Below are 24,405 nucleotides of genomic sequence, written 5' to 3'. Positions count from 1 at the left end.
GCCTCCCCGTAGCCATGCTAACGGAGGCCGTGTTGTGACTGTCGCGGTGGTCGGCGACGGCCCCGCGGTCGACGCCGTGGAGGCCGCGCTCGCGGACGTGGACGCGCCTGTCGAGGCGACGGACGTGGCGGGCGTCGCGGACGCCGACCTCGGTGTGGTCGTCGGGGTCGCGGGCGCTGGCGGCTTCCGCGCCGCGAACGAGGCCGCTCGCGAGGGCGGGACGCCGTTCGTGACCGTCGAGGTGGGTGGACTCGGCGGCCGGCCGCTCGCGGACGTGGACGCCGGCGTCGCCGTCCTCTCGCCGGGGGGGCCGTGTTTCGAGTGTCTCACGGGCCGGGTGGAGTCGACCGGTCAGGAGCCCGCCGACTCGCCGTCCGCGGCCCGGTCGACGGTCCGGCTGGCGGGTGCCCACGCCGGCCGGCTCGCTGTCGACGCCCTCCGCGGCGAGGCCGCGCCGGGGACCGTCGTCGAACTCCCGCACGCCGAGCGGTCGGTCGCGCCGCTCCCGAACTGCGACTGCGGCGAGCGCCCCGACCGCGACCTGCGGCGGGGCGACGAGGGGCGGTCGCTGGACGCTGCGCTCCGGGCGGGCGAGGCGCTGGTCGACGACCGGGTCGGCCTCGTCACGGCCGTCGGCGAGCGCGAGTCGTTCCCGGCACCGTACTACCTCGCGAGCGTCAGCGACACCTCGGGGTTCAGCGACGCCGAGGCCGCCCAGCAGGCGGCCGGCGTCGACCCGGACTGGAACGCGGCCTACATGCGCGCCGTCGGTGAAGGCCTCGAGCGGTACAGCGCGGGCGTCTACCGCGAGGCCGACTTCGAGACCCGACCGGTCGACCACGAGGACGCCGTCGCTCCCGCGGCGTTCGTGCGGCCCGACGGTGAGTCCGTCGCTGGCTCCGAGTCGCTCGACTGGGTCCGTGGGGAACACTTGCAAACCGGGGGTGACGCACTCCTGCCCGCGGACCGCGTCGTCTTCCCGCCGCCCGACGACGCCTCGGGGCCCGCCATCACGACCGGGCTCGGCCTCGGAAACACCGGGACCGAGGCGCTGCTGTCCGGGCTGTACGAGACCGTCGAGCGGGACGCCACGATGCTCGCGTGGTACTCCACGTTCGAACCGCTCGGTCTCGGCGTCGACAGCGAGGCCTTCGCTGAACTCCGGAAACACGCCCGCGCGGAGGACCTCACCGTGACGCCGCTGCTCTGCACGCAGGACGTCGACGTGCCCGTCGTCGCCGTCGCCGTCCACCGCGAGGACTGGCCGCGGTTCGCGCTCGGCTCCGCCGCCGACCTCGACCCCGAGGCCGCCGCCACCGACGCGCTCGCCGAAGCCCTCCAGAACTGGATGGAGCTCCGCGCGATGGGGCCCGACCGCGCCAGCGACGAGAGCGGAGCCATCGGCAAGTACGCCGACTTCCCCCGCGAGGTCGAGGGGTTCATCGACCCCGACACGACCGTTCCCGCCAGCGACGTCAGCCCGGCAGAGGCACCCGAGGGCACCGCCGAACTCGACGGCGTCCTCGACGCGCTCGCGGACGCCGGCCTCGACGCCTACGCCGCCCGCATCACCCCCCGCGACGTTGAACAGGCGGGCTTCGAGGCCGTTCGCGTGCTGGTCCCGGACGCCCAGCCGCTGTTCGTCTCCGAGCCGTTCTTCGGGGAGCGAGCCCGCGAGGTTCCGCGAGAACTCGGCTTCCAGGCGCGACTCGACAGGCCGTTCCACCCGTTCCCCTGACCGCGGTCACGCACCCGCCCGGTACCACACCGGTGCGGTCGCGTCCCCTGTTCGCCGCCGGTCACCCACCGACCGACGACCCGAGAACGCCGCCGTCTGCGTACTTCGTCTCGTACGCCCGCTCGTCCGCGAACAGCATCAGGACACCCTCGGCGAACGAGACGACGGCCGGAACGAGCGTCCAGCACAGACAGAGGTAGAGAAGACCGAGCGCGACGTTGTTTTGGTAGAACTTGTGCGCGCCGAAGCTCCCGAGCAGGACAGCGAGCACGCCGGCGGCGACCCGTTCGGCGTCCCCCGAGCCGTTCGATAGCGACCGCTGCTCGACCCGACAGTCGGGACACGTCTCGGCCCGCTCGTCGACGAGTTCGCCGCAGTGCAGACAGTACTTCTCGCCGGCACCGCGGTCCCCGTTCCCGCCGGTGAGGGGTTTGGTCTGGTTGACGCCGCACTCGAGGCAGAGTTCGGCGTTCGGGTCGATGTCCGCACCGCAGTTGATGCAGTACTTCATCCCTCGACTCGGCGAAACAGCGGCCACCCAGTTCTGTATTGCGGGCGTTCGCTCGCCCTGAATGTCTCGACCGTCACCGGCAGACGCCACGAACCGCCCCTACTCCGAGAGTGACGCCCTGATACAGAGGAACGTCGGGTACCGCAGCCGCTTCTCGTACGATTCGGGTTTCTCGTCCTCGAACGTGGGGCTGGGCGTCGGTTCGACCAGCTCGTCGAGTTGGAACCCGGTTTCGAGGAGCGGGTTCACGGCCTCGGCGAACGGCCGGCGGTAGAACGGTACGTCGACCTCGCCGTCGGCGGCCGGCCACGTCATCGTCTCGCGCTCGACCGCGAAGTAGTCCTCGGCCTCGAACGCGACGTACTCGTCCACCGGGTGCTGGGCGGAGAACGCGAGAAACCCGCCCGGCGCGAGGATTCGAGCGAACTCCGCGAACGGCTCTCGCCAGTCCTCGACGTAGTGCAGCGAGAGCCCGCAGACGACGCCGTCGAACTCGCCGTCGTCGGCGAACGCCAGCGGCTCCGTGATGTCCGCTCGGTGTAGCGCCACCCGGTCGCCGACTCGCCGCTCCGCGCGGTCCAGCATCTCGGCGTTCTCGTCGACGGCGACGACGTCCGCGCCGCGGTCGGCCAGCCACTCGGCGTACCGGCCGTGGCCGCAGCCCGCGTCGAGGACGCGCTTCCCGGCCACGTCGGGCACGAGGTCCGTCATGGCGGGGAACTCGAAGTCCGCGCAGTAGGGGTCGTCCTCCTGTCGCTCGTAGGTCGCCGCCAGTCTGTCGTACGCTGCCTCCACCGTCGGGGTCTCCTCGGGCGGCACGAGCTACCGGTCCGGCGGCCCACAGAATAACCGTTGGGGTCGGGCTACAGCAGCCCGCCCACGGTCGCGCCGTCGGCGACGGAGTGCGGGACGGTGAGCGGGGAGATGGAGACTTCGTTGTCGACGCAGTGGTACCGGTCGGTGCCGCTGGGGTCGGGGACGTCGCGATCGAGGAACTGGTACCAGAAGCGGTCCTCGACGTCGACGCCGTCGCCAGTGAAGTTCGCCTGCAGTTCGTACTCGCGGGTGGGTCGGGTGACGCGCATGACCGGGTCGTCGGCGTGGCGGGCGGCGGGCGCGTTCACGGAGAGGTAGTCAGCGGTCGGCAGCAGCGAGCCGTCGACGAAGTCGGGGACGATGTCGGCGGCCGTCTCGGCCGCGGTGTCGAAGTTCTCGTACTCGGGCTCCCAGCCGCCAGCGGGGTCGAACTCCCAGTCGTACATCGAGACGGCGACGGCGGGCAGCCCGAGGAACGCGGCCTCCATCGCAGCGCCGACAGTGCCCGAGCGTGCGAGGATGTGCGCGCCGAGGTTCGGGCCGTCGTTGCAGCCGGAGACGACGACGTCCGGCGAGATGTCGAGGCCGGCGACGGCGACGCCGACGCAGTCGGCGGGCGTGCCGTGGACCGCGTACCCGCCGTCGTCGCGGTCCTCGTAGTCCAGCACGTCGAAGGTCCGGGTCTGCCCGGAGCCGGACTGCTCGTCGGCGGGCGCGACCACCGTGACGTCGTGGCCGTCGTCGGCGAGCGCATCGCGGAGGGCGCGTATCCCCGGGGCGTCGATGCCGTCGTCGTTCGTGAGAAGGACGGACAGCGAGTCACTCATCGGCTGGCGTTTCGCGCCGGCGAGGGTAGGCGTTGCGAAAGCGGACTGCGGCCCGCGTCGGCACGGACTTATGTGCCGGCTCCGATTGGTGGCCGTATGCTGGAAACGTGGTTCCTCGACGTCGCGGGGACCGATCCCCTGCTGCAGGCGTTCGTCGGGGGGCTGGTGGTCGCCGGCCTGAACCTCGTCGGCGCGCTCGCGGTAGTGGTCTGGCGCGACCCGAGCCAGCGGTCGCTGGACGGCGCGCTCGGGTTCGCGGCGGGCGTGATGCTCGCGGCGAGCTTCACGAGTCTCATCCTCCCCGGCATCGAGTTCGGCGGCCAGAACGGCCTGCTGGAGGTCATCGCGGGCATCGTGCTCGGCGTCGTCCTCCTCGACCGCGCTGACCGCTGGGTGCCCCACGTCCACGTGCTCATCACGGGCCGGGAGCGCGCCGACCAGACCGTCTCGCAGGCCGACCTCGCGCCGCTACTGCTGTTCATCGTCGCCATCACCATCCACAACATGCCAGAAGGCTTGGCGGTCGGTGTCGGCTTCGGCAGCGGGAACGTCAGCGAGGGACTGTCGCTGATGCTCGCTATCGGCCTGCAGAACATTCCGGAGGGGCTGGCCGTCTCGGTCGCGGCCGTGAACGCGGGCTTCGACCGGACGACGTACGCGGCCCTCGCAGGAGCCAGAGCGGGCCTCGTGGAGATTCCGATGGTGGTGCTGGGCGCGCTCGCTGTCAGCGTCTCCAGCGCCATCCTCCCGTACGCGATGGGGTTCGCGGCGGGTGGGATGCTGTTCGTCATCAGCGACGAAATCGTCCCCGAGACCCACTCGAACGGCAACGAGCGCGCCGCCACGCTCGGCCTGATGGCGGGCGTCATCGTGATGCTGTACCTCGACGTGACGCTGGCTTGACGCGCCGTCAGGCTGCGGACGCCTCCCGGAGCACGTGCAGCGACGTCGGGATGCTGGCAGCCACCACGCCGAAGACGGCACCGAAGAGCGGTTCGAGACCGACCGACGGCGCGAGCAGCCAGCCGCCAGCGAACCCGAGCGGGTCGAACACGAGCGCGAGCACGATAATCTGCTGTGCGAACGACAGCGAACCGAACCAGCCTGCGAGCTTCGAAGCCATCACCTACCCTGTCGGCCCCGGCCCCGCCTAATACGTCGGTGGCAGTTGCAGCCGCGGAGAATCGTGGCGCGGCGCTGCCGCGCCACGCGGCTCGCAGGTCGCCTCTCCCCGCTCGCGCAGTCAGTGGCCTCGCTGCGCTCGGCCACTGGCTCACGCGTCGCTGCGCTCCGCGTTCCAGTCCGGTGTCTCCCTGCGGTCGGCACCGCCGCTCACGGCTCCCGGTGGTCGCCGTTCGCTCGAACGTGGCGCGGCAGCGCCGCGCCACGCGGACCGTAAGGCAGAGGGGTGGCGGCCGACAACGGAGTTGGCATGGACCAGAAGCGGGAGGTGACGAGCGTCGACCTCGTCGCCCTCACGGCGGAACTCAACGAGTACGCGGGGGCGAAAGTCGACAAGGCCTACCTCTACGGCGACGACCTCCTCCGCCTGAAGATGCGGGACTTCGACCGCGGGCGGGTGGAGTTGCTCATCGAAGTCGGGGACACGAAGCGCGCGCACGTCGCCGACCCGACCCACGTACCGGACGCGCCGGGCCGGCCGCCGAACTTCGCGAAGATGCTGCGGAACCGGCTCTCGGGCGCGGACTTCCACGAGGTGCGACAGCACGGGTTCGACCGCATCCTCGAGTTCGAGTTCCGGCGCGAGGACGCCGACACGACCGTGGTCGCAGAGCTGTTCGGAGACGGCAACATCGCCGTCCTCGACCCGCAGGGCGAGGTCGTCGACAGCCTCGACACCGTCCGGCTGCAGTCCCGGACGGTCGCGCCGGGCCGCGAGTACGGCTTCCCGAGCGCCCGCGTGAATCCGCTCGAACTCGACTACGAGGGGTTCGCGGCGAAGATGCGGGAGTCCGACACCGACCTCGTGCGCACGCTCGCCACCCAGCTCAACTTCGGCGGGCTGTACGCCGAGGAGCTGTGTTCGCTGGCCGGCGTCGAGAAGACGAAGGATGTCGGCGAGGCGACGGAGTCCGACCTCGAAGCCCTCTTCGAGGCGAGCGACCGCCTGCTCGGCGCAATCGAGGCGGGCGACCTCGACCCGCGCGTCTACTACGAGCCGGCCGACGACGAGGAGGACGCCGACCGAGGAGCGCGCGTGGACGTCACGCCGGTCGACCTGCAGGAGTACGACCACCTGCCGAGCGAGGCCTTCGACTCGTTCGACGCCGCGCTCGACGACTACTTCACGAACCTCGACACGAGCGAGGACGAGGACAGCGGGGAGACCGTCGAGCGCCCCGACTTCGAGAACGAGATCGAGAAACAGCAGCGAATCATCGAGCAGCAGGAGCAGGCAATCGAGGACTTCGAACGGCAGGCCGAGGCCGAGCGCGAGAAGGCCGAGGCGCTGTACGGCCACTACGACCTCGTCGACGACCTGCTGACCGCCGTCCAGGAGGCCCGGGAGGCCGGGCACGGCTGGCAGGACATCGCGGAGACGTTCGAGGACGCGGCCGGTGACGTGCCGGGCGCGGAGGCGTTCTCTGGCGTCGACGAGTCAGAGGGCATGGTCCTCGTGCGCATCGACGACCACACCGTCACCCTCGACCCGGAGTCCGGCGTAGAGAAGAACGCCGACCGCCTCTACACGGAGGCCAAGCGCATCGAGGAGAAGAAGGCGGGCGCTCGCGCGGCCATCGAGAACACCCGGGAGGACCTCGAAGCGGTCAAGCAGCGCCGCGACGAGTGGGAGGCCGAACCCGAACCCGAGTTCGAGGAGGACGACGAGGACGTCGACTGGCTCGCCCGAGCGTCGATTCCGATTCGCCACCAAGAGCAGTGGTACGAGCGGTTCCGGTGGTTCCGGACGAGCGAGGGCTTCCTCGTGCTCGGCGGCCGGGACGCCGACCAGAACGAGGAGCTGGTGAAGAAGTACATGGACCGCTACGACCGCTTCTTCCACTCGCAGGCCCACGGCGGCCCCATCACGGTGCTGAAGACGAGCGAACCCAGCGAGCCGTCGAACGACATCGAGGTGCCCGACCGCGACAAGCGCCAGGCCGCCCAGTTCGCCGTCTCGTGTTCGTCCGTCTGGAAGGACGGCCGGGGCGCTGGCGACGCCTACATGGTCTCTCCCGACCAGGTGTCGAAGACCCCGGAGTCCGGCGAGTACCTGGAGAAGGGCGGGTTCGCCATCCGCGGGGACCGCACGTACTTCCGGGACCTCCCGGTCGATTGGGCAGTCGGCATCACCTGCGAGCCGAACACGCGCGTCCTCGGCGGACCCACGGACGCCATCCGCGACCAGGTCGAGACGCTCGTCGAAGTCGAGCCCGGTCGGTACGCGCAGGGCGACGCCGCCAAGCGCATCTACCGGGAGTTCCGCGAACGCTTCGCCGACCAGTCGTTCGTCCGGAAGGTCGCCAGCCCGGGCGAGATTCAGAAGTACATGCCGCCGGGCGGCAGCCGCATCCGCGACTGACCCGGCACTCCGGCCCCTTGCGACTGGGCCGACGAACGACGCGCAGCGCGTCGCTGTTGGCCTCCGGCAGACGGCCGTCTCTGAACACACCAGCCGTCCTGTGGCGGGTGTCGTCGGATCACGTGCGGAACGTCTCCGGGGTCGACGCGGCCGCGATGCGACCCGGATTCGTCGTGGCTGGTGCTGACACGGACCAGAACGTTCACGTGGCGAGCGCGTCCACCACCGACCATGTACGGTTCCCGACGCGCGGACGCCGTCGCCGTCGGCCTGCTGGCGGCCGCGGCGCTCGCCGGCCTCGCGCTGTGGGCGTCGCTGCCCGACCAGATGGCGATTCACTGGAGCGGCAGCGAACCGAACTCCTACGTGTCGAAGCCGCTCGGCGTGTTCGCGGTGCCCGCGCTCGGCGTCGCGAGCGTCGTCCTCGTCCGCCTCGTCCCCGACTCGCTGACCAGCACCCCCGGCGGTGTCGGTCCGACAGTCCTCTTTCTCGGCGTCGTGCTCGCGTGGGTGCAGGGCATCGTGTACGCCTGGAACCTCGGCTACCGATTCGACGTTGGCCTCGCTGTCGTCCCCGTCCTCGTCGGCGCGGGGCTGCTCGTCGCGTACGCGACGACCCAGGGGTAGCGCGGCCCCGGGCGGCGACCAAAGGAGAGAGCCTTTTCTCGTGGGGGTCCTCGGTCCGGGTATGCAACTGAAAGACCGCCACACCGTCGAGGGCGGCCGGGAGCGAATCACGCTCGTCCCCGAGTCCCTCGACGACCTCTGGCACCTCGCGTACGTCCTCGAACCCGGGGACTTCGTGGCGGGGGACACCCACCGCCGCATCCAGCGCAACGACGACCAGATGCGGGACACCGGCGGCGAGCGCGAACACATGTTCGTCACGCTCGACGTGGAGGACGTGGAGTTCCACAAGTTCTCGAACCGGCTGCGGGTGTCGGGCACCATCGAGGACTGCTCGCGGGAGGACCAGCTCGGCCTGCACCACACGCTGAACGTCGAGGAGCGCGAGGAACTGGAGGTCGAGAAGCACTGGAAACCCGACCAGCTCGACCGCCTGAACGAGGCCGTCGAGGCCACCGACCAGCCGGACGTCGCCATCGCGACCGTCGAGGAGGGGGAGGCGCACATCCACGTCGTCCAGCAGTACGGCGTCGACGAGCAGGGATCGTTCACGGCGACCACCGGGAAGGGCGAGCAGAACGACCGCGGCCGCGACGAACTGTTCGCGACGCTCGCCGACGCGCTGGCCCGCATGCAGGCCGACGCCATCATCCTCGCCGGCCCCGGGTTCACGAAACAGGACGCCCTCGACTACGTCACCGAGGAGTACCCGGACCTGCAGGAGAAAATCACGATGGTGGACACGAGCGCGGTCGGGGGCCGCGGTGTCCACGAGGTCCTCAAGCGCGGCGCGGTCGAGGACGTCCAGGAGGAGACCCGCATCGCGGAGGAGTCCGAACTCATCGACGAACTCACGACGGAGATGGCGACCGACGGGAAGGCCGCCTACGGCATCGACGAGGTCCAGAAAGCCGTGGAGTTCGGTGCGGTCGAGGACCTCCTGATTCTCGACGAGCGCCTGCGACTGGAGCGCGCCGGCGAGGGCGAGTGGGTGGACGTCGACGTCAACGACCTCGTCACGAGCGTCGAACAGCAGGGCGGCGACGTGACGGTGTTCAGCCACGAGTTCGCGCCCGGCGAGCAGCTCCGGAACCTCGGGGGCATCGCGGCGGTGCTGCGCTACCGGCTCGACTAGCGGTATATTTCGGTTACCGTCGGTAAAGCATAAAAAGTGGCGACGGATACCGGAGGTATGGTCGCTGACAAGCCCCCCGCTGTGACCGACGACGTCCGACGCGGAGTCGACGGTGCAGCCCTCGCCGACAGAATCGGACTCGACGACGACGAGATCGCCTGGCGGAAGGCGTTCACGGGTCTCGACGACGACGACGAAACCGCGCTGGCCGACGAGGCCGACCTCTTCGACCGGATCGCCGACGACCTCGTCGACGACTTCTACGACCACCTCCAGCGCCACGACCGCACGGTCGACATCATGGGTCGCTCCACGAAGGCCGTCGACCAGCTGAAACGCACGCAGACGCAGTACCTCCGAGGGCTCGGCCGCGGCGAGTACGACCGCGACTACGTCGAGGGTCGCGCCCGCATCGGGAAGCTCCACGACTTCCTCGACCTCGGCCCGGAAGTGTATCTGGGCGCGTACACCCGCTACTATGAGGGCTTGCTGGACGCGCTCGCCGAGGACGTGACGGCCGACCGCGGCGACGAGGCGGCGGCCGCCGTCGACGAACTCGTGTCCCGGTTCCTCCCGATGCTGAAGCTGCTGACGTTCGACCAGCAGGTGGCGATGGACACCTACATCGACTCGTACGCCCAGCGCCTCCAGGAGGAGATCGACCGCCGTCAGGAGCTGGCGGACGCCGTCACGGAGGACGTCGAAGCGCCGCTGTCCTCGCTGGAGACGACCTCCCGGGACGTCGCGGAGCGGACGGACGACATGCGGGCCGCGACCGACGAGCAGGTCGACCGGATGACCGACGTCAGCCGCGAGATATCCAGCGTGTCGGCGAGCATCGAGGAGGTCGCTGCGACCGCCGACGACGTCCGCCAGACCAGCGAGGACGCGGAGGCGCTCGCACAGCAGGGCGAGGCCGCCGCCGACGACGCGCTGGACACGATGACCGAAATCGACGAGGCGACCGACGGTGTCGCCGCGGACGTCGAACAGCTCCGGGAGCGCGCGGCCGACGTGGAGTCCGTGACCGGCGTCATCGACGACATCGCGGAGCAGACGAATCTGCTCGCGCTAAACGCCTCCATCGAGGCCGCTCGCGCCGGCGAAGCCGGGGACGGGTTCGCCGTCGTCGCCGACGAGGTGAAGGCGCTCGCCGAGGAGTCCCGCGAGCAGTCCACGCGCGTCGAGGAGCTCGTCGAACGGATGCAGGAAGACACCGAGGAGACCGTCGACCAGCTCGACGAGGTGAGCCAGCGCATCGGGGAGGGCGTCGAGCGCGTCGAGGAGGCGATGGAGACGCTCCAGGACATCACGGACGCGGTCGAGGACGCCGCCACCGGCGTGCAGGAGGTGTCGTCGGCGACCGACGACCAGGCCGTGAGCGCCGAGGAGGTCGCGGGGATGGTCGACCAGGTCGACGACCGCGCGCGGGAGATTGCGGACGCTCTCGACGACATCGCCGACGCGACCGACGACCAGGTGCAGACCGTCGAGGAGGTCCGCGAGACGGTCTCGAAGCTCAGCTAGACGTCGACGCCGAGGCCGTCGCGGGCGACGTGAACCTCGCCGTCGAAGCCCGCCTCGCGAACCGCCTCCGTCATGGCGTCGTGTTCGCCGTCGGTGTGCGGGTAGAGGTGGGTGAGGTAGAGGTCCGGGATTTCGACGCCGTCGAGCGACGCGCCGAGCTGGGTGGGCGTCGGGTGGTTGGAGACGTCGACGGAGTCGGGGAACGAGCAGTCGTGGACGAGCACGGACGCGCCGTCCGCGAACTCGGCCATCCCCTCGAACGCCTCGGTGTCGGCGCTGAAGACGAGGTCGCCGTCCTCGCCGCCGTCGAACCGGTAGGCGAGCCCGGGCATCGAGTGCTCGGTCTCGATGGCGTCCACGTCGAAGCCCGCCACGTCGAAGCTGCCGACGTCGACCTCGCGCAGTGTCAGGTCCACCCGGTCTCGGAGGTACTCGTGAACGTCGAGGAGGTCCTCGACGAGCGCCTCGGTGCCGTCGGGGCCGACGACGGTCAGCGTCTCCTCACCAGCGAGCCAGCGCGCCTTCAGCAGCGGGAGGAGGTCGCTGACGTGGTCGAGGTGGTGATGGGAGAGAAGGACGGTGTCGACGCCCTCGTAGCCCACCTCACTGCGGGCGAGCGTGTGCAACACGCCGCTCCCGCAGTCCACCAGTAGTCGGTCCTCGCCGTCCTCGACGAGGAGGCCGGTCTGCATTCGCTCGCCCGTCGGCATCGCCGAGCCCGTGCCGAGGAACGTCAGTTGCATACTCGGAGTGGGGGTACCGCGCCCGTTAACGATTCCGGGGTCGTGCTGGTGAGGTGACTACATCTGCGTCGTCTCTGCCCAGACTTGGTACCAGAGCTCGAAAGCCCCTGCTCGCTCAACGAACCCGGCCGACGTAAGCACCGCAGGGAGCGCAGCGACCGAGGCGCGCAACGAGGCCCGGGAGTCGAGCGAGCAGCCCCGTTCAGTCCACCCAATGCCGGCTGATCAGCTGGCAGCGGACCGACTGAAGGGGCGAGGAGTTATAGACCACGGATGCGGCGGCATCAAGAGAACACGCAGTCCCAGGTCGTCGTCAGACACTTGTCGTGCGCGTCCCAACTCCGAGCCAGACAATGGGGAGCGAGTCGGGGGCGCTGGCCGGGTCGGCCGCCAGCGACCGCGAGATTCTGGACGTCCTCGACCCCGCCGTGCGCGACTGGTGGGTCGACCGGTTCGGCCCGCCGGAGCAGGACGGCGGCTGCCTGACGCCGCCGCAGCGCGAGGCCATCCCCCTGATTCACGAGGGCGAGAACGCGCTCGTCGCAGCGCCGACCGGGTCGGGGAAGACGCTGGCGTCGTTCACGGCGATTCTGAACGAGCTGTTCGAGCGCGAGCAGCGCGAGGACGGGCTGGACAACGGCGTCTACTGCCTGTACGTGTCGCCGCTGAAGTCGCTCGCCAACGACATCGAGCGCAACCTCGCGAACCCGCTCGACGGCATCGCCGACCGGCTCGCCGAGCGGGGCGTGGAGACGGACGTACGGCAGGCGATTCGCCACGGAGACACCTCCGACTACGAGCGCCAGCAGATGCTGGAGACCGCGCCCCACATCCTGAACACGACGCCGGAGACACTGGCGATTCTGCTGAACTCGCCGAAGTTCCGGGAGCGCCTCGCATCCGTGGAGTACGTCGTCGTCGACGAGATCCACAGCCTCGCGGACTCCAAGCGCGGCACCCACCTCTCGGTGAGCCTCGAACGGCTCCGGCGGCTCGCGGGCGAGTTCACGCGCGTCGGCTGCTCGGCGACCGTCGAGCCCCTGTCGGACATCGCGCGGTTCCTCGTCGGGTTTGACGCCAACGAGGACGCGAACGGCGACCCGGAGCCCCGCGACTGCGAAATCGTGGACGCGCGGTTCGCGCGGGACTACGACCTCCAGTTGCACTGCCCGACGCCGGACCTCGTGAACACCTCCCGTGGCGCGGTCAACGACGCGTTCTACGAGACGCTCGGCGGGCTCGTCGAGGACCACGAGAGCACGCTCGTGTTCACGAACACGCGGTCGGGTGCCGAGCGCGTGCTGGAGAATCTCCGGGGGCGCGGCGTCGTCGACGAGGGCCGCTCGGCGTGCCACCACGGCAGCCTCTCGAAGGACCGCCGGCAGGCGGTCGAATCCCAGCTCAAGGAGGGGGCGCTGGACGTGACGACGACGTCGACGAGCCTCGAACTCGGCATCGACATGCCTCACATCGACCTCGTGGTGCAGGTCGGGTCCCCGAAGTCCGTCGCCAGCCTCCTCCAGCGGGTGGGGCGCGCGGGCCACCGGCCCGGCCGGACGGTGACTGGCCGCGTCATCGCGCTCGACCGGGACGAACTCGTGGAGTGTGCAGTGATGCTCCGACAGGCCGAACGAGGGTTCGTGGACCGCGTCCACATCCCCGAGCGGTGTCAGGACGTGGCCGCCCAGCACGTCTACGGGATGGCAATCGAGGGCCCGCTTCGGGAGGCCGCGGTGGCGGCGACACTGCGGTCGGCGTACCCCTACCGCGAGTACAGCGAGGCCGACTACGAGTCGCTGATTCGGTACCTGCGCGCGGACTACGACGGCTTCGAGGACCGCAACGTCTACGCGAAAATCTGGCGCGACAAGAACGACGCCCCGGACGGGGAACACCACTACTCCGAGTTCGACGTGGGCGAGACACTCGTCGGGAAGCGCGGGCGGCTGGCGCGCCCGATTCTCCTCCAGAACATCGGCACCATCCCGGACTCGTTCTCGGTGAACGTCTACGTGCGCGGCGGCGACGAGTGGGTCGGCCAACTCGACGAGAGCTACCTCGACACCCTCGAATCCGGGGACGTGTTCGTGCTGGGCGGCGACCGGTTCGCGTACCGTTACCGCCGCGGGTCGAAGGTGTACGTCGACCGCACCAGCGAGCGCCCGACCGTGCCGTCGTGGTTCTCCGAACGGCTGCCGCTGTCCTTCGACCTCGGCCGCGAAATCGCGCGGTTCCAGGGCGACCTCGTCGAGAAACACGCGCAGGGCGGGGCGTCTGCGGTCCGGCGCTGGCTCCGAGAGTTCCCAATCGACGGCAACGCGGTGCGGGCGCTCGCCCGGATGTACGACGACCAGCTAGCCTACGCCAGCGTCGAGAGCGTGAGTACGGACGAACGCATCGCCGTCGAGACGGTAAAAGACCGCGACGACTACCGGCGGCGCTACCACGTCCGCACGCCGTACGGCCGGCGGTTCAACGACGGGCTCTCCCGGCTGCTCGCGTACCGGTGTGCGAACGAGACGAACGCGAACGTCGCCGTCTCCGTCGCCGACAACGGCTTCACGCTGGCGATGCCGCTGAACCGCAAGGTCGACGTCGCGGGGCTGCTGCGAGACACCGACCCGGAGAGCGTGAGGGAGACGCTCCGAGACGCGCTGGACGGCACCGACCTCCTCGAACGGTACTTCCGCATCGACGCGACCCGCTCGCTGCTCGTGCTCAAGCGCTACAAGGGCCGCGAGAAGTCCGCGAGCAAACAGCAGGTCGCCAGCGAGATGTTGCTCGCACTCGCCGAGGAACTGGAGGACTTCGCGGTCATCGACGAGACGTACCGGGAGCTCATCGAGGACAAACTCGACCTCGCTGGCGTCCGAGACGTGCTCGCGCGACTCCAGGCGGGCGACGTCGACGTGACCGAGACGAGCCTGGACACGCCGTCGCCGCTGTCGTTCGGGCTGGCGACGCTGTCCGCGAGCGACGTGGTGCTGGCCGACGACGAGGACGCCGTGCTGCGGGAGTTCCACGAGCGCGTCCACGAACAGCTCGAAGACTGACCGGGCCGCCGAACCCTCCGAGTGTACTTCCGACGCATTGACAGTCTGTGCGCCGATGTGTAGGGCTAGACTATGGGGGCACGCGCTCGTGGCTCGTCGCCGGCCATCCACTGGTGGTTCTACGCGTACGCGGTTCTCGGTGTGGTGGCCGGCGTCGCCTACGGGTTTCTCGCCGGCTGGACGCTCTCGACTGCGCTGGAAGTCCTCATCGTGCTCTCGCTCGCCTCGACGCTCGTGTACTCCGGAGTCGACGCCCGTGACCGGCCGCTCAGCGCCCGCGGACTCGCCCGCGCCGTCGGGCTGACCACCGCCACTGGCGCGAGCTTCGCGCTGCTGGCGGTCGCAATCGCGGCCATCTGGCTGCTCGAAGGCCACCCGGTCGTCGACGCCGAGTTCATGGTGGTGTTCGGGATGTGGCTGGGGCTCGCCGTCGGCGCGCAGGCCAGCCTCTACGTCGCTGCGTCCGAGGAGAAGCGCACGCGGCTCGCAGACCTCGTGAAGCTGTTGACGATGAACCAGCGCGTCCTCCGGCACAACCTCCGGAACCAGCTGTCGGTCGTGGACGGCCACCTCCAGAACCTCGAACGCGATGCGGGAACCGACGACCACGACATCGAGGTGGCGCGCCACCACCTCGAGAAGCTGCTCGAGACCAGCGAGAGCGCGCGCCGGATTCTGAACATCTGGGAGAGCGACGAGCGCCGGGCGCTGGACGCCGCCGCCGTCGTCGCGGCTGCCGCCGAGCGAGCGCAGGACGACTACCCGGACGCGGACATCGGGCTGGGAGCCAGCGAGGACGCGACCGTCTCCGCCCACCCCGCGCTGGAGGACGCGGTGTACGAGCTGCTCTCGAACGCCGTCGAACACAACGACGACGACGTGTCGGTCTCCGCGAGCGTGCGGAACCCACCCGGGAGAGAGGTCGTAATCGAGGTCGCAGACACGGGGCCGGGCGTCCCGGCGAGCGAGCGTCAGGTCTTCGACCAGCCCGAGGAGACCTCGCTGTCGCACGCGAGCGGGCTCGGGCTCTGGTTCGTCTACTGGACCGTCCGAGAGTCCGGCGGGCGCGTGGCGTTCGACGACACGTCCGGGGGGCAGGTCAGCGTCAGGCTACCGGACGCGGACGGGCGACAGTCTCCCTGGGCGAGCCTGCTCGGCCGGTAGGTATCAGTCGAAGAACGGTTTCACCACGGCACCGAAGCCGGCAGCGCAGTAGGGTCAGCCGAGAGTCGCCCAGTCGACCATCCGGTCGTACAGGGGCTCCGAGCGCAGCGCCGTCTCGTCGCCGACCAGGACGAGACTCTTCTTCGCGCGGCTGAGCGCGACGTTCACGCGCCGGTGGTCCTCGAAGATGGGGCCGTCGAGGCCGCCGCGAGCGACGAACGAGACGACGATGACCTCCTTCGAGGAGCCCTGGAAGCGGTCGACGGTGTCGACGGCGACGCCGTCGGGGGTGCGGCGGCCGATTTCTGCGACCTGCGCGCGGAACGGCGCGATGACGCCGACCTCGCCCGGGTCGACTCCAGCGTCGACGTACTCGGTCACAATCTCGGCGACGCGGTCGGCCTCCTCGGGGTCGACGTGCGCGTCGTCGGTGCCGGGCACGTCGCGGAACGAGACACCGTCGCAGACCATCCCGCCCGTGTCGACGCCGAGGTCGGCGAGGCGCTGGCCGGCGACCTCGCCGGTGGCGGGGCGGAGCTGGCCGTCGTAGAACTCCGTGCTGGAGAACGCCTGGATGCGCTGGCTCATCCGGTACTGCTGGTCGAGCATCGTCGACGCCTCGGGGTACGTCTCGTGGAGCCGCTCGAAGAGGGATTTCGAGAGGCGGCCGCCGGAGCGCACGACCGGCGGGAGCTGTTCGTGGTCGCCGACGAGCACGAAGCGGTCACCGCGGTTGATGGCGGCCAGCGTGTCCGGCTCGGTGAGCTGGCTGGCTTCGTCGACTAGCACCACGTCGAACTCCAGTTCGCGCAGGATGCGGGAGCCACAGGTCGCCGTGGTGGCCGCGACCACCGGCGCGGACTCCAGGGCGGCCGCGCGCTCCCCGGGGTCCCCGGATTTGTCGAGTCGGAGGTCCTGCATGTCCGGCCGCACGCCGGTCTCCGTACCGACTCGCACGATGTGGTCGGCGGCATCGCCGCCTCCCTCGTTCGGTTGCCCCTCCGGGCCAACCCCGTCCTCGAATCCCTGTTCCCGGAGCGCTTCGAGGGCGTTGTCGACCGCGCGGTTCGTGAACGCCGAGAGCAGGACGCGGTCGCCGCGCTCCACGAACGCCCGGATGAGCGTCGCGATGGTGTACGTCTTCCCGGTGCCGGGCGGCCCGTGGACGAGCGCGAAGTCCTCGGCGTTCAGCGCGCGGTTCACGGCCTCGTTCTGGGCGTCGTTGTTCGGAATCAGGCCGTGGTCCTCGCTCCCGAACTCGGGAGCGGCGCGGTCGAACAGGAGGTCCTTGCGGCGGGGCTCGCCCTTCAGCACGGCGTCGTGGAGCGCGGTCAGCATCCGGTCGACGGAGAGCTCGGAGGGGTAGACGTCGAGTCGCCGCAGCGCCACGGGCTCGTCTGCCGTGACCTCGACGCGGTCGGCGTCCAGTCGTTCGACGCGCGCCATCTCCGCCGTCCCCGTCACCGGGTCGCCGTCCGACGCGAGCACGCGGTCGCCCTCCCGAATCTTGGAGGCGGCGCTGCCGGGCCGGTCGGCGGCCATTCGCCAGCGGCCGTCCGGGAGTTCTTTCTGGCCGGCCGGCTCCAGGTCGACGACTGCGCGGTCGTCGTCGGCGCGCTCCTCGGGTGTCTGCTCCCAGAGCTTGCGGTACTCGTCGTGGACTGAGGCGCGCTCGGACTCGATTGCCTCGTACAGCTCGTCGAAGTACTCGCGTTCCTCCTCGGGGACGGGGTTCCCGAGCTGGCCGGCCTTCGATTCCTGGTCGAGCCGACCCGAGACCACCATGCAGGTGTCCTGCTCGAAGCAGTACTCGCACTTCGCGTCGGCCTCATACCCCGTCGGCGGGCCGTCGCTGGCTTCGAGGGCGGCGAGGTGGTTGCGCTCCCGGACGACGAACTCTAGGAACCCGCGACCGATGGAGAACTCTTTGGCGGGCGAGAGGTCGCCGGACTCCTCGTTCCGGTCCACCGCGGCGTTCTTCGTGTACAGCAGGGTGCCGGTGTCCGCGGGGACGCCGCGCTCGTCGAGCATCAGCGCGTAACACGCCGCCTGCACCTTGTCGTGGAACCGGGGGTCGCGGTTCGTGTTCTTCCCCGTCTTCAGTTCCACCGGCATCCCGCGCCGGATGGCGTCACACCGACCCTTGATACCGAAGCGCTCCGAGACGAGCGTGTACTCCGAGCGCCACTCGTCTTCGTCCGTGAGTTTGCCCTGCTGGAGCCAGCCCTCGATGGCGCTGGCGTTGTCCCGCACGTCGGCCTCGACCTCCTCGCGGCTCCGGCCGAGCAGCCCGAGTTCCAGGCCGGCCTCGTCGACGCGCTCCGCGACGGACTCGTCGAGGTCGCGGCCCCGTAGCAGGTCCCCGAACACCTCGTGGACGATGGTCCCCTTCGTCACCGGGTATTTGAGGGGGAGGCCCTGCAGTTTGTTCAGGTAGTACATCCGCGGGCACTGCACGAACTCCCGGATGTTCGTCACGTCCACGAGGAAGTCGGGTTCGACCACCACCAACGAGTCCTTGCCCGTGGAGAACTGCGTCTCCCCGTTCCACTCTTTCTCCTCCACGTCGGTCACCAGCAGGTCCATCCCCGCGTCGAGGTAGTCGGCCGTCTCGGTCCACTTCCCCCAGAGCGTGACCTGCACGGACTCGGCCCCGGGCTCCGGCCGCACCCACGCCTCGAAGATGTCCTTCTCGCCGTACTGCGTGCTCACCGAGCGAACCCCGTCCACGTCGGTGACCTCGCCCCGAACGTTCACGCAGCAGGTGTGGTTCGGACGGCGAATAACGGTGTCGCTCTCTGGAGTCTCTGGGTGTGGGTATGGTTGCGAATCGGTAGGACTCTCCAACACCTCGAAAGCCCCAGCGTGCTCGGCTCGCGCGGCTCGCTGCGCTCCTCGGTTGCTACGCTCTCTGCGGTGCTGCCGTCGCCGTGCTTCGCCGAGCACGCTGCCCCTTTCATTCCACCCGTCTACCGGGTTCTCAGTCGGCTGTAGCCAGCTGGGTGGCCGACATCCTGGCGGTCGCCGAGAGAGCTTCGCTCTCTCAAGACCTCGGAAATCTCTGATTTCCGGTGGACTGGAAGGGCGAGGCGGTGTCGGCGACGGCGGCCGACGAAAGCACTGCAACGACCGAACGAAGTGAGAGAGTGAAGCGCGCAGCAAGGCCCCCGAGCCGAGAACGCCGAGGGCTTCCTATCGGCGAAAACCCAGAGAATGCGAACGAACCAACTCCCAGCAAGGGAATCTAGCGAGGACACGACTTAAGTCTACGAGCAGTCAATGAGTGAGCGAGATGCGCGTACGGGACTGGGACGACATCGTGGAGGACGTCGTGGAATCGTCGGGCGACCCGGACGACTGGCGGGCCGTCGCGGGCGACCGGGCGTCCGGGGTCGGCGAGGACCTCTACCTCGGACACCCCGCAGAGGGCGTGTTCCACCTCAAGACGTACGCGAAGAACCCCTACGAGGTGCGCGGCGTGGGGACGCAGGTCGCCCGCAAAGTCGACGACGGACTCGCTGATTTCCTGCCGACCGACGACGACGCGGGCGGGCGCTTCGCGGTCCAGCAGCCCGTCGAGGAGGACGACGCCGAGGAGAAGGCCAGCCAACTGGAGCAGGTCGTGCAGGCGCACGCGGACGCGCCGACGACCCCGGACGACTTCTTCGAGGACGTGATGGACGCGCTGGACAGTCCGGCGTTCGGGCCGATGGAGTACGACCCCTACGACCGGCCGGAGCCCGTCGAGGGGCTGGCCGACGAGTTCCCCGACGCAGAAGAGTTGCTGGACGCGGAGCTCGACGACCTCGTCGACGAGGACGAGGTCGGCCGCGGCTTCCAGTAGGCGCTCGTCGACCCGACGGCGTTGGCTGTCACGCGACCAGCGGCGCGAGTTCCGCCCGGTAGCACGACCGACAGACGTACTCGTCGAGGATGCCGGCGTCGGCTTTCGTGTTCACGGTGACGTGGACGGCGTTCCGGACGCCGACCACCTCCCCGCAGACTGGACACGTCTCTGGCACTCCACTCACCTGCGGGATGGTACCACACCGAATGCAATAGAACCCCGGGTCGGTCGACGCACGCCACAGCCCCGAGAGCTACGCGGGAACGCGGGCGAGCCAGCGCGGCGGCACGTCGAGTTCGTCGTCGGTCGGGAGGTACTCGGGGTCGTCCCAGACGACCGACGCGCCCTCGAGCCCGCGCTCGCCGGCGACGTAGGTGAAGAACTCCTTGCCGCGCTCGTACTGCTCGCGCTTGAGCTGGAACCCCAGCAGGCGCTTCACGAGGTCGTTGATGGGGCCGCCGCCCTGTCGGCGGCGGGCGTCGAGTTTGCGCCGGAGGTCGGCGTACTCGCCGTCGAACGCCTCGTCCATGAGGAGTTCGGCGTACCCCTCGACGGCCGTCATCGCGACGTTCAGCTCGTCGAACGCCTCCGTCCGGAGGTCGCCGTCGCCGAGCGCGTCGATGCCCGCCTCCATGCGGGATTCGAGGTAGTCGGGGAGCCAGGGCGCGGCACCGAACTCGGCGGCGTGCGTGACCTCGTGGAACGCGATCCAGCGCCGGAACCGCTCGAAGTCGACGTCGAGGCTGTCCGCGACGCGGACGATGTTCGGGTGGACGAAGTACAGCGCGTGGGCGTCGTCGCCGTCGGCGAGCAGGAGCGGGTCGTACTGGCCGAGGACGTTCCGGGAGACGAACGCGAGCGCGCCCGCCGTCGTCGCCGTGTTGAGGGCGCGAGCCACGCCGGGGAGCACGGACGCGCGCTCGTTCAGCGGCTCGAACGCGCGCCGGAACGTCGCGACGTTCGCGTCGACCCAGTGGTGGCGGGTCTGGAGTTCGACGGTCTCCGGGACGTCGAAGTCGAGACCGGACACCTCGCGGATGCGGCCGCGGGCGTCGCGCACGTCGGCCGCGTACGCGTCGGCCTCGCCGGGCCCGAGGTCGAGACTGCCGGGCGGCGTGGCGGCCTTCGCGGCGCTGGCGACGGCGTCCCAGTCGACCGCGCCGTCGCCCTCGGCGTCGGCGACGGCGCGCGCGCTGTCGAGAATCGTCATACAGAACGTCGGGCTTCGGGACGCAAATCCCTTCCGGGGGTGGCGGTCAGGCCGAAATCGAAATCTCCTCGTCCTCGCCGTACTCGCCGCCCTCCTCGCTGCCGCCGTTGCGGCGGCGGCGCAGGCCGACGAGCACGCCCAGTACGACGAGCACGCCGAGCGCGAGCAGCGCGCCGGCCCCGCCGTCGTCGGGGTCGCTGTCCGGTTCGAGCATCGTGCCGTCCTCGCTGTTCGACTCGAGGATGTCGTCGTCGTCGTTGGCACCGACGGACGGCGCGAAGTTGAAGTCGGACTCGTGGAAGTGGAGTTCGAGGATTCCCATGCTCATTTGTTCGCCATGTGAGCATTTAGCCGTTGTGGCGCGACTCGCGGACCCGCATCCCCGAAGTTGATTGGGGACCGGCGCGGACGGAGTCTATGGACGAGACGCGACGCGCGTTCCTGGAAGACCTGCTGGCGGCCCGAGGGCCGTCGGGCCACGAGACCGCCGCCCAGCGAGCCTGGGTAGAGTACGTCGGCGAGTACGCCGACCGCGTGGAGACCGACGCGTACGGCAACGCGGTCGCCGTCCACGAGGGCGGCGACACGTCGGTTGCGTTCGCCGGCCACGCGGACGAAATCGGGTTCGCCGTCTCCGAGATTTCCGGCGACGGCTTCCTCCGCATCTCGCCGGTCGGCGGCCTCGACAAGACGGTGACCCGGGGCAGTCAGATCCGAATCGAGACCGACGACGGCCCCGTGAACGGCGTCGTCGGACAGGCCGCGGTCCACCTCCGCGGGAAGAAAGACGAGGGAGTGCCGTCGGTCACCGAGCAGCACGTCGACATCGGCGCGGCGGACGAGGACGAAGCCCGCGACCTCGTCTCGGTCGGCGACCCCGGAATCGTCGTCGCAGAGACACAGGACCTCGCCGGGAGCCGGCTGAACGCCCGGGGGCTCGACAACCGGGCGGGCCTCTGGGTCGCGGCCGAGGGGTTCCGGCGCGCCGTGGCGAACGACGTGGACGCCACCGTCTACGCCGTGAGCACAGTTCAGGAGGAACTCGGCACGAAAGGCGCGAAGATGGTGGCCTTCGACCTCGACGCCGACGCCGTCGTGGCGGTCGACGTCACGCACGCCGCCGACGACCCGAACTACCCCGCAGACCGGGCCAGCGAGGTGGCGCTCGGCGACGGCCCGACTGTCACCCGCGGGGCCGCGAACCACCCTGAGGTCGTCGCCGAACTCCGGGAGGCGGCGGAGAACGGCGACCTCCCGCTCCAGGTGGAGGCCCAGCGGCTCACGACGGGCACCGACGCCGACGCGTTCTTCACCGCCCAGGGCGGCGTCCCGACGGCGAACCTCGGCGTGCCGAACCGCTACATGCACACGCCCGCCGAGGTCGTCGACACCGCGGACCTGACCGCGGGCGCGGACCTGCTGGCGGCATTCGCGGCGCGGGCGAGCGACCGCGACTCGTTCGCCGTCGAGTTCTGACCCGGCTCACGGTGGTCTCTGTGGCGTTTTCGCCGGCCGGGAGCGGTCCGGTACGCTTATGGACGCCACCGCCGCCCGTACGAGTATGAGCGGCCGACCACTGGACGTGCTGGAGGAGTCCCTCGAGGAGACTGTCACCGTCCGACTGAAGGACGGCGAGGAGTTCACAGGCGTCCTCACGGGCTACGACCAGCACATGAACGTCGTCATCGAAGGCGAAGACACAACGATTATCCGTGGCGACAACGTCGTCACCATCAAACCATGACTGGCGCAGGAACCCCGAGCCAGGGGAAGAAGAACACCACGACGCACACGAAGTGCCGGCGGTGCGGCGAGAAGTCCTACCACACGAAGAAGAAGGTCTGTAGTTCCTGTGGCTTCGGCGACTCGGCGAAGCGCCGCGGCTACGACTGGCAGGGCAAGACCGGCGACAACTGAACGGTTTCTCCTCTCTCGGGTCTCTCACTGCGTAGCCGCAGCGCCGTGTACACAGACATCCGCCGCACCAGATAGCGACGCGTCCGTCTCCCCGACCAGAAGATAGCACGTTCGTGTATACTTACTCGCCATAAGTGAGTGATTTCGACACGGTTGCGGAAGCTTTACCGGGTGGTGTCCGCAAGGCGAGGGTATGCAAGGGGGCCCCTCGGACCCACCCGAGTTCGACCACCCGACCGAGAAGTGCGGTGTCGTCGGCGCGTCGCTCGCCGACCGCGACGCCGCCCTGCCGACGTACTACGCCCTGTACGCGCTCCAGCACCGCGGTCAGGAGTCCGCTGGCATCGTCTCCCACGACGGCTTCCAGCAACACCAGCACGTCGGCATGGGCCTCGTCGGGGACGCCTTCGACGAGGACGACATCGACGCCCTCCACGGGCCGGCTGCCATCGGCCACGTCCGCTACCCGACGGCGGGCAGCGTCGACGAGTCCTGCGCACAGCCGTTCTCGGTCTCGTTCAAGGGCGGCGCGCTCGGCCTGAGCCACAACGGCAACCTCGTCAACGCCGACGAGCTCCGCGACGAACTCGCGGGCAGCGGCCACGCGTTCACGAGCGACGGCGACACCGAGGTCATCGCCCACGACCTCGCCCGGAACCTCCTCGACGCCGACATCGTCGACGCCGTCGAAGCCACGATGGGGCGCATCCACGGGTCGTACTCGCTGACCATCATGCACGACGACACCGTGCTCGGCGTCCGGGACCCCCGAGGAAACCGACCGCTCGTAATCGGAAAGCTCGACGACGGCTACATCATCGCCAGCGAGTCCGCCGCCATCGACACCGTCGGCGGCGAAGTCGTCCGAGACGTCCGCCCCGGCGAACTGGTCGTGCTTCACGAGGACGGCGGCGGGTTCGACTCCCACCAGCTCGTCGACGTCGACAACACCGCCCACTGCTTCTTCGAGTACGTCTACTTCGCGCGCCCGGACTCCGTCATCGACGAGGAACTCGTCTACGAGGTCCGCCGGGAACTCGGTCGCCAGCTCTGGCAGGAGGCCGGCGTCGACAGCGACGTGGTGATGCCCGTTCCGGATTCGGGACGCGCGTTCGCCTCGGGCTACGCCGAGCAGGCCCAGCAGGAGGGCGAGAGCGTCGACTTCGCCGAGGGCCTGATGAAGAACCGCTACGTCGGCCGGACGTTCATCATGCCGACACAGGAGGCCCGCGAGCGCGCCGTCCGCCTCAAACTCAACCCCATCAAGTCTACCGTCGAGGGGAAGTCCGTCACCATCATCGACGACTCCATCGTGCGCGGCACGACGAGCAGCCAGCTCGTCGACCTCGTACGGGAGGCGGGTGCCGAGGAGGTCCACGTCCGCATCGGCGCGCCTCCCATTCAAGCGCCCTGTTACTTCGGCATCGACATGGCGACCAGAGACGAGCTCATCGCCGCCGACAGGACCGCCGACGACATCGCCGCGGAGGTCGGCGCTGACAGCCTCTCGTATCTCTCGCTGGACGCCGTCACCGCGGCCATCGGGAAGAGCCGCGCCGACCTCTGTGCGGGCTGTGTCACCGGCGAGTACCCTTACGAGGTCGACGGCGAGGCGACCGACCGCCCGGTCCAGCGGCCGGACGTCGACTCGGTCGCTGACGACTGACACCGTTCTGGGTGTCCGGTGTGGGTTGGGGGATGCTCTCGCCGCGGGCGGCGGGAACGAAACCGACAGTGAGACAGTCG

The 24,405-nt window shown here is 69.6% G+C and carries 22 protein-coding genes; 13 read left to right on the top strand and 9 right to left on the bottom strand.

Annotated features, from left to right (window positions below):
- Nucleotides 1-34 precede the first annotated feature (34 nt).
- Nucleotides 35-1,738 (top strand): YcaO-like family protein, encoded by a 1,704-nt coding sequence (locus tag BMW35_RS14030; RefSeq protein ID WP_089670159.1) that lies wholly within the window; start codon nt 35-37, stop codon nt 1,736-1,738.
- Between the two features lie 61 nt (nt 1,739-1,799).
- Here the strand turns inward: BMW35_RS14030 and BMW35_RS14025 are convergent, their stop codons facing one another.
- From BMW35_RS14025 to surE, 3 genes are all read right to left on the bottom strand, one after another.
- Nucleotides 1,800-2,249 carry a TM2 domain-containing protein gene (locus BMW35_RS14025; RefSeq protein WP_089670158.1) on the bottom strand — a complete coding sequence of 150 codons (450 nt, stop codon included), beginning with the start codon at nt 2,247-2,249 and terminating at the stop codon, nt 1,800-1,802.
- Nucleotides 2,250-2,348: 99 nt separating this feature from the next.
- Nucleotides 2,349-3,068: a class I SAM-dependent methyltransferase gene (locus BMW35_RS14020; RefSeq protein ID WP_245708179.1), complete on the bottom strand. Its 720-nt coding sequence runs from the start codon at nt 3,066-3,068 to the stop codon at nt 2,349-2,351.
- Nucleotides 3,069-3,112: 44 nt separating this feature from the next.
- Complete coding sequence (gene surE, locus BMW35_RS14015) at nt 3,113-3,892, bottom strand: 5'/3'-nucleotidase SurE (protein ID WP_089670157.1); 780 nt, start codon at nt 3,890-3,892, stop codon at nt 3,113-3,115.
- Nucleotides 3,893-3,988: 96 nt separating this feature from the next.
- On the opposite strand from surE, the gene BMW35_RS14010 reads away from it, so the two are divergent.
- Entirely contained in the window at nt 3,989-4,795 is an 807-nt protein-coding gene (locus tag BMW35_RS14010; protein WP_089670156.1) for a ZIP family metal transporter, read from the top strand.
- A gap of 7 nt (nt 4,796-4,802) precedes the next feature.
- Here the strand turns inward: BMW35_RS14010 and BMW35_RS14005 are convergent, their stop codons facing one another.
- Nucleotides 4,803-5,015 carry a DUF8141 family membrane protein gene (locus BMW35_RS14005; protein ID WP_089670155.1) on the bottom strand — a complete coding sequence of 71 codons (213 nt, stop codon included), beginning with the start codon at nt 5,013-5,015 and terminating at the stop codon, nt 4,803-4,805.
- Nucleotides 5,016-5,324: 309 nt separating this feature from the next.
- Between BMW35_RS14005 and rqcH the strand changes: the two genes are divergently transcribed.
- The 4 genes from rqcH to BMW35_RS13985 all read left to right on the top strand — a co-directional run bounded on the left by rqcH (nt 5,325) and on the right by BMW35_RS13985 (nt 10,725).
- The gene (gene rqcH / locus BMW35_RS14000) at nt 5,325-7,436 is read left to right on the top strand and encodes a ribosome rescue protein RqcH (RefSeq protein WP_089670154.1); all 2,112 of its coding nucleotides are present in this window, start codon (nt 5,325-5,327) and stop codon (nt 7,434-7,436) included.
- Nucleotides 7,437-7,667: 231 nt separating this feature from the next.
- A complete protein-coding gene (locus tag BMW35_RS13995; protein WP_089670153.1) occupies nt 7,668-8,063 on the top strand; it encodes a DUF1648 domain-containing protein in 396 nt (131 codons plus the stop codon).
- 61 nt (nt 8,064-8,124) lie between these two features.
- Nucleotides 8,125-9,198 (top strand): mRNA surveillance protein pelota, encoded by a 1,074-nt coding sequence (locus tag BMW35_RS13990; RefSeq protein WP_089670152.1) that lies wholly within the window; start codon nt 8,125-8,127, stop codon nt 9,196-9,198.
- 57 nt (nt 9,199-9,255) lie between these two features.
- The gene (locus BMW35_RS13985; RefSeq protein WP_089670151.1) at nt 9,256-10,725 is read left to right on the top strand and encodes a globin-coupled sensor protein; all 1,470 of its coding nucleotides are present in this window, start codon (nt 9,256-9,258) and stop codon (nt 10,723-10,725) included.
- Here the strand turns inward: BMW35_RS13985 and BMW35_RS13980 are convergent.
- A complete protein-coding gene (locus tag BMW35_RS13980; RefSeq protein ID WP_089670150.1) occupies nt 10,722-11,468 on the bottom strand; it encodes an MBL fold metallo-hydrolase in 747 nt (248 codons plus the stop codon). The two genes, BMW35_RS13985 and BMW35_RS13980, sit on opposite strands and share 4 nt — an antisense overlap.
- Nucleotides 11,469-11,821: 353 nt before the next feature.
- Between BMW35_RS13980 and BMW35_RS13975 the strand changes: the two genes are divergently transcribed.
- Nucleotides 11,822-14,521, top strand: coding sequence for an ATP-dependent helicase (locus tag BMW35_RS13975; protein ID WP_089670149.1), 2,700 nt, complete (start codon nt 11,822-11,824; stop codon nt 14,519-14,521).
- Nucleotides 14,522-14,593: 72 nt separating this feature from the next.
- Nucleotides 14,594-15,685: a sensor histidine kinase gene (locus BMW35_RS13970; protein WP_089670148.1), complete on the top strand. Its 1,092-nt coding sequence runs from the start codon at nt 14,594-14,596 to the stop codon at nt 15,683-15,685.
- A gap of 54 nt (nt 15,686-15,739) precedes the next feature.
- Here BMW35_RS13970 and BMW35_RS13965 read toward each other — a convergent pair whose 3' ends face one another.
- Nucleotides 15,740-18,442: an ATP-dependent helicase gene (locus BMW35_RS13965; protein WP_089670147.1), complete on the bottom strand. Its 2,703-nt coding sequence runs from the start codon at nt 18,440-18,442 to the stop codon at nt 15,740-15,742.
- Between the two features lie 535 nt (nt 18,443-18,977).
- Here BMW35_RS13965 and BMW35_RS13960 point away from each other — a divergent pair.
- On the top strand, nt 18,978-19,529 hold the full coding sequence (locus BMW35_RS13960) for a hypothetical protein (protein ID WP_089670146.1): 552 nt from the start codon (nt 18,978-18,980) through the stop codon (nt 19,527-19,529).
- Between the two features lie 28 nt (nt 19,530-19,557).
- On the opposite strand, the gene BMW35_RS15735 is transcribed toward BMW35_RS13960, so the two are convergent.
- The 3 genes from BMW35_RS15735 to BMW35_RS13950 all read right to left on the bottom strand — a co-directional run bounded on the left by BMW35_RS15735 (nt 19,558) and on the right by BMW35_RS13950 (nt 21,064).
- Nucleotides 19,558-19,707, bottom strand: a complete 150-nt coding sequence (locus BMW35_RS15735) for a hypothetical protein (RefSeq protein WP_177170852.1) — start codon at nt 19,705-19,707, stop codon at nt 19,558-19,560.
- A gap of 78 nt (nt 19,708-19,785) precedes the next feature.
- Nucleotides 19,786-20,742 (bottom strand): zinc-dependent metalloprotease, encoded by a 957-nt coding sequence (locus BMW35_RS13955; RefSeq protein WP_089670145.1) that lies wholly within the window; start codon nt 20,740-20,742, stop codon nt 19,786-19,788.
- Between the two features lie 46 nt (nt 20,743-20,788).
- A complete protein-coding gene (locus tag BMW35_RS13950; RefSeq protein ID WP_089670144.1) occupies nt 20,789-21,064 on the bottom strand; it encodes an MYXO-CTERM sorting domain-containing protein in 276 nt (91 codons plus the stop codon).
- A gap of 95 nt (nt 21,065-21,159) precedes the next feature.
- Here BMW35_RS13950 and BMW35_RS13945 point away from each other — a divergent pair, with 95 nt between their 5' ends.
- From BMW35_RS13945 to purF, 4 genes are all read left to right on the top strand, one after another.
- Nucleotides 21,160-22,218, top strand: coding sequence for a M20/M25/M40 family metallo-hydrolase (locus tag BMW35_RS13945; RefSeq protein ID WP_089670143.1), 1,059 nt, complete (start codon nt 21,160-21,162; stop codon nt 22,216-22,218).
- A gap of 85 nt (nt 22,219-22,303) precedes the next feature.
- Nucleotides 22,304-22,486: an LSM domain-containing protein gene (locus BMW35_RS13940; RefSeq protein ID WP_089670440.1), complete on the top strand. Its 183-nt coding sequence runs from the start codon at nt 22,304-22,306 to the stop codon at nt 22,484-22,486.
- Entirely contained in the window at nt 22,483-22,659 is a 177-nt protein-coding gene (locus BMW35_RS13935; RefSeq protein ID WP_089670142.1) for a 50S ribosomal protein L37e, read from the top strand. Before BMW35_RS13940 ends, BMW35_RS13935 begins: the two co-directional genes overlap by 4 nt.
- A 193-nt stretch (nt 22,660-22,852) precedes the next feature.
- Nucleotides 22,853-24,325 (top strand): amidophosphoribosyltransferase, encoded by a 1,473-nt coding sequence (purF, locus tag BMW35_RS13930; protein WP_089670141.1) that lies wholly within the window; start codon nt 22,853-22,855, stop codon nt 24,323-24,325.
- The last annotated feature ends 80 nt before the right edge of the window (nt 24,326-24,405 follow it).

This window comes from Halobacterium jilantaiense (assembly GCF_900110535.1).
Taxonomy (GTDB): Archaea; Halobacteriota; Halobacteria; order Halobacteriales; family Halobacteriaceae; genus Halobacterium; species Halobacterium jilantaiense.
This window is presented reverse-complemented; position numbering and strand designations above follow the sequence as displayed.

Bases quoted from the DNA above. Each gene is read 5' to 3' on its own strand.
- BMW35_RS14025 (WP_089670158.1), bottom strand. From the start codon at position 2,249: ATGAAGTACTGCATCAACTGCGGTGCGGACATCGACCCGAACGCCGAA.
- surE (WP_089670157.1), bottom strand. From the start codon at position 3,892: ATGAGTGACTCGCTGTCCGTCCTTCTCACGAACGACGACGGCATCGAC.
- BMW35_RS14010 (WP_089670156.1), top strand. From the start codon at position 3,989: ATGCTGGAAACGTGGTTCCTCGACGTCGCGGGGACCGATCCCCTGCTG.
- BMW35_RS14005 (WP_089670155.1), bottom strand. From the start codon at position 5,015: ATGGCTTCGAAGCTCGCAGGCTGGTTCGGTTCGCTGTCGTTCGCACAG.
- rqcH (WP_089670154.1), top strand. From the start codon at position 5,325: ATGGACCAGAAGCGGGAGGTGACGAGCGTCGACCTCGTCGCCCTCACG.
- BMW35_RS13995 (WP_089670153.1), top strand. From the start codon at position 7,668: ATGTACGGTTCCCGACGCGCGGACGCCGTCGCCGTCGGCCTGCTGGCG.
- BMW35_RS13990 (WP_089670152.1), top strand. From the start codon at position 8,125: ATGCAACTGAAAGACCGCCACACCGTCGAGGGCGGCCGGGAGCGAATC.
- BMW35_RS13985 (WP_089670151.1), top strand. From the start codon at position 9,256: ATGGTCGCTGACAAGCCCCCCGCTGTGACCGACGACGTCCGACGCGGA.
- BMW35_RS13980 (WP_089670150.1), bottom strand. From the start codon at position 11,468: ATGCAACTGACGTTCCTCGGCACGGGCTCGGCGATGCCGACGGGCGAG.
- BMW35_RS13975 (WP_089670149.1), top strand. From the start codon at position 11,822: ATGGGGAGCGAGTCGGGGGCGCTGGCCGGGTCGGCCGCCAGCGACCGC.
- BMW35_RS13970 (WP_089670148.1), top strand. From the start codon at position 14,594: ATGGGGGCACGCGCTCGTGGCTCGTCGCCGGCCATCCACTGGTGGTTC.
- BMW35_RS13960 (WP_089670146.1), top strand. From the start codon at position 18,978: ATGCGCGTACGGGACTGGGACGACATCGTGGAGGACGTCGTGGAATCG.
- BMW35_RS13955 (WP_089670145.1), bottom strand. From the start codon at position 20,742: ATGACGATTCTCGACAGCGCGCGCGCCGTCGCCGACGCCGAGGGCGAC.
- BMW35_RS13950 (WP_089670144.1), bottom strand. From the start codon at position 21,064: ATGGGAATCCTCGAACTCCACTTCCACGAGTCCGACTTCAACTTCGCG.
- BMW35_RS13945 (WP_089670143.1), top strand. From the start codon at position 21,160: ATGGACGAGACGCGACGCGCGTTCCTGGAAGACCTGCTGGCGGCCCGA.
- BMW35_RS13940 (WP_089670440.1), top strand. From the start codon at position 22,304: ATGAGCGGCCGACCACTGGACGTGCTGGAGGAGTCCCTCGAGGAGACT.
- BMW35_RS13935 (WP_089670142.1), top strand. From the start codon at position 22,483: ATGACTGGCGCAGGAACCCCGAGCCAGGGGAAGAAGAACACCACGACG.
- purF (WP_089670141.1), top strand. From the start codon at position 22,853: ATGCAAGGGGGCCCCTCGGACCCACCCGAGTTCGACCACCCGACCGAG.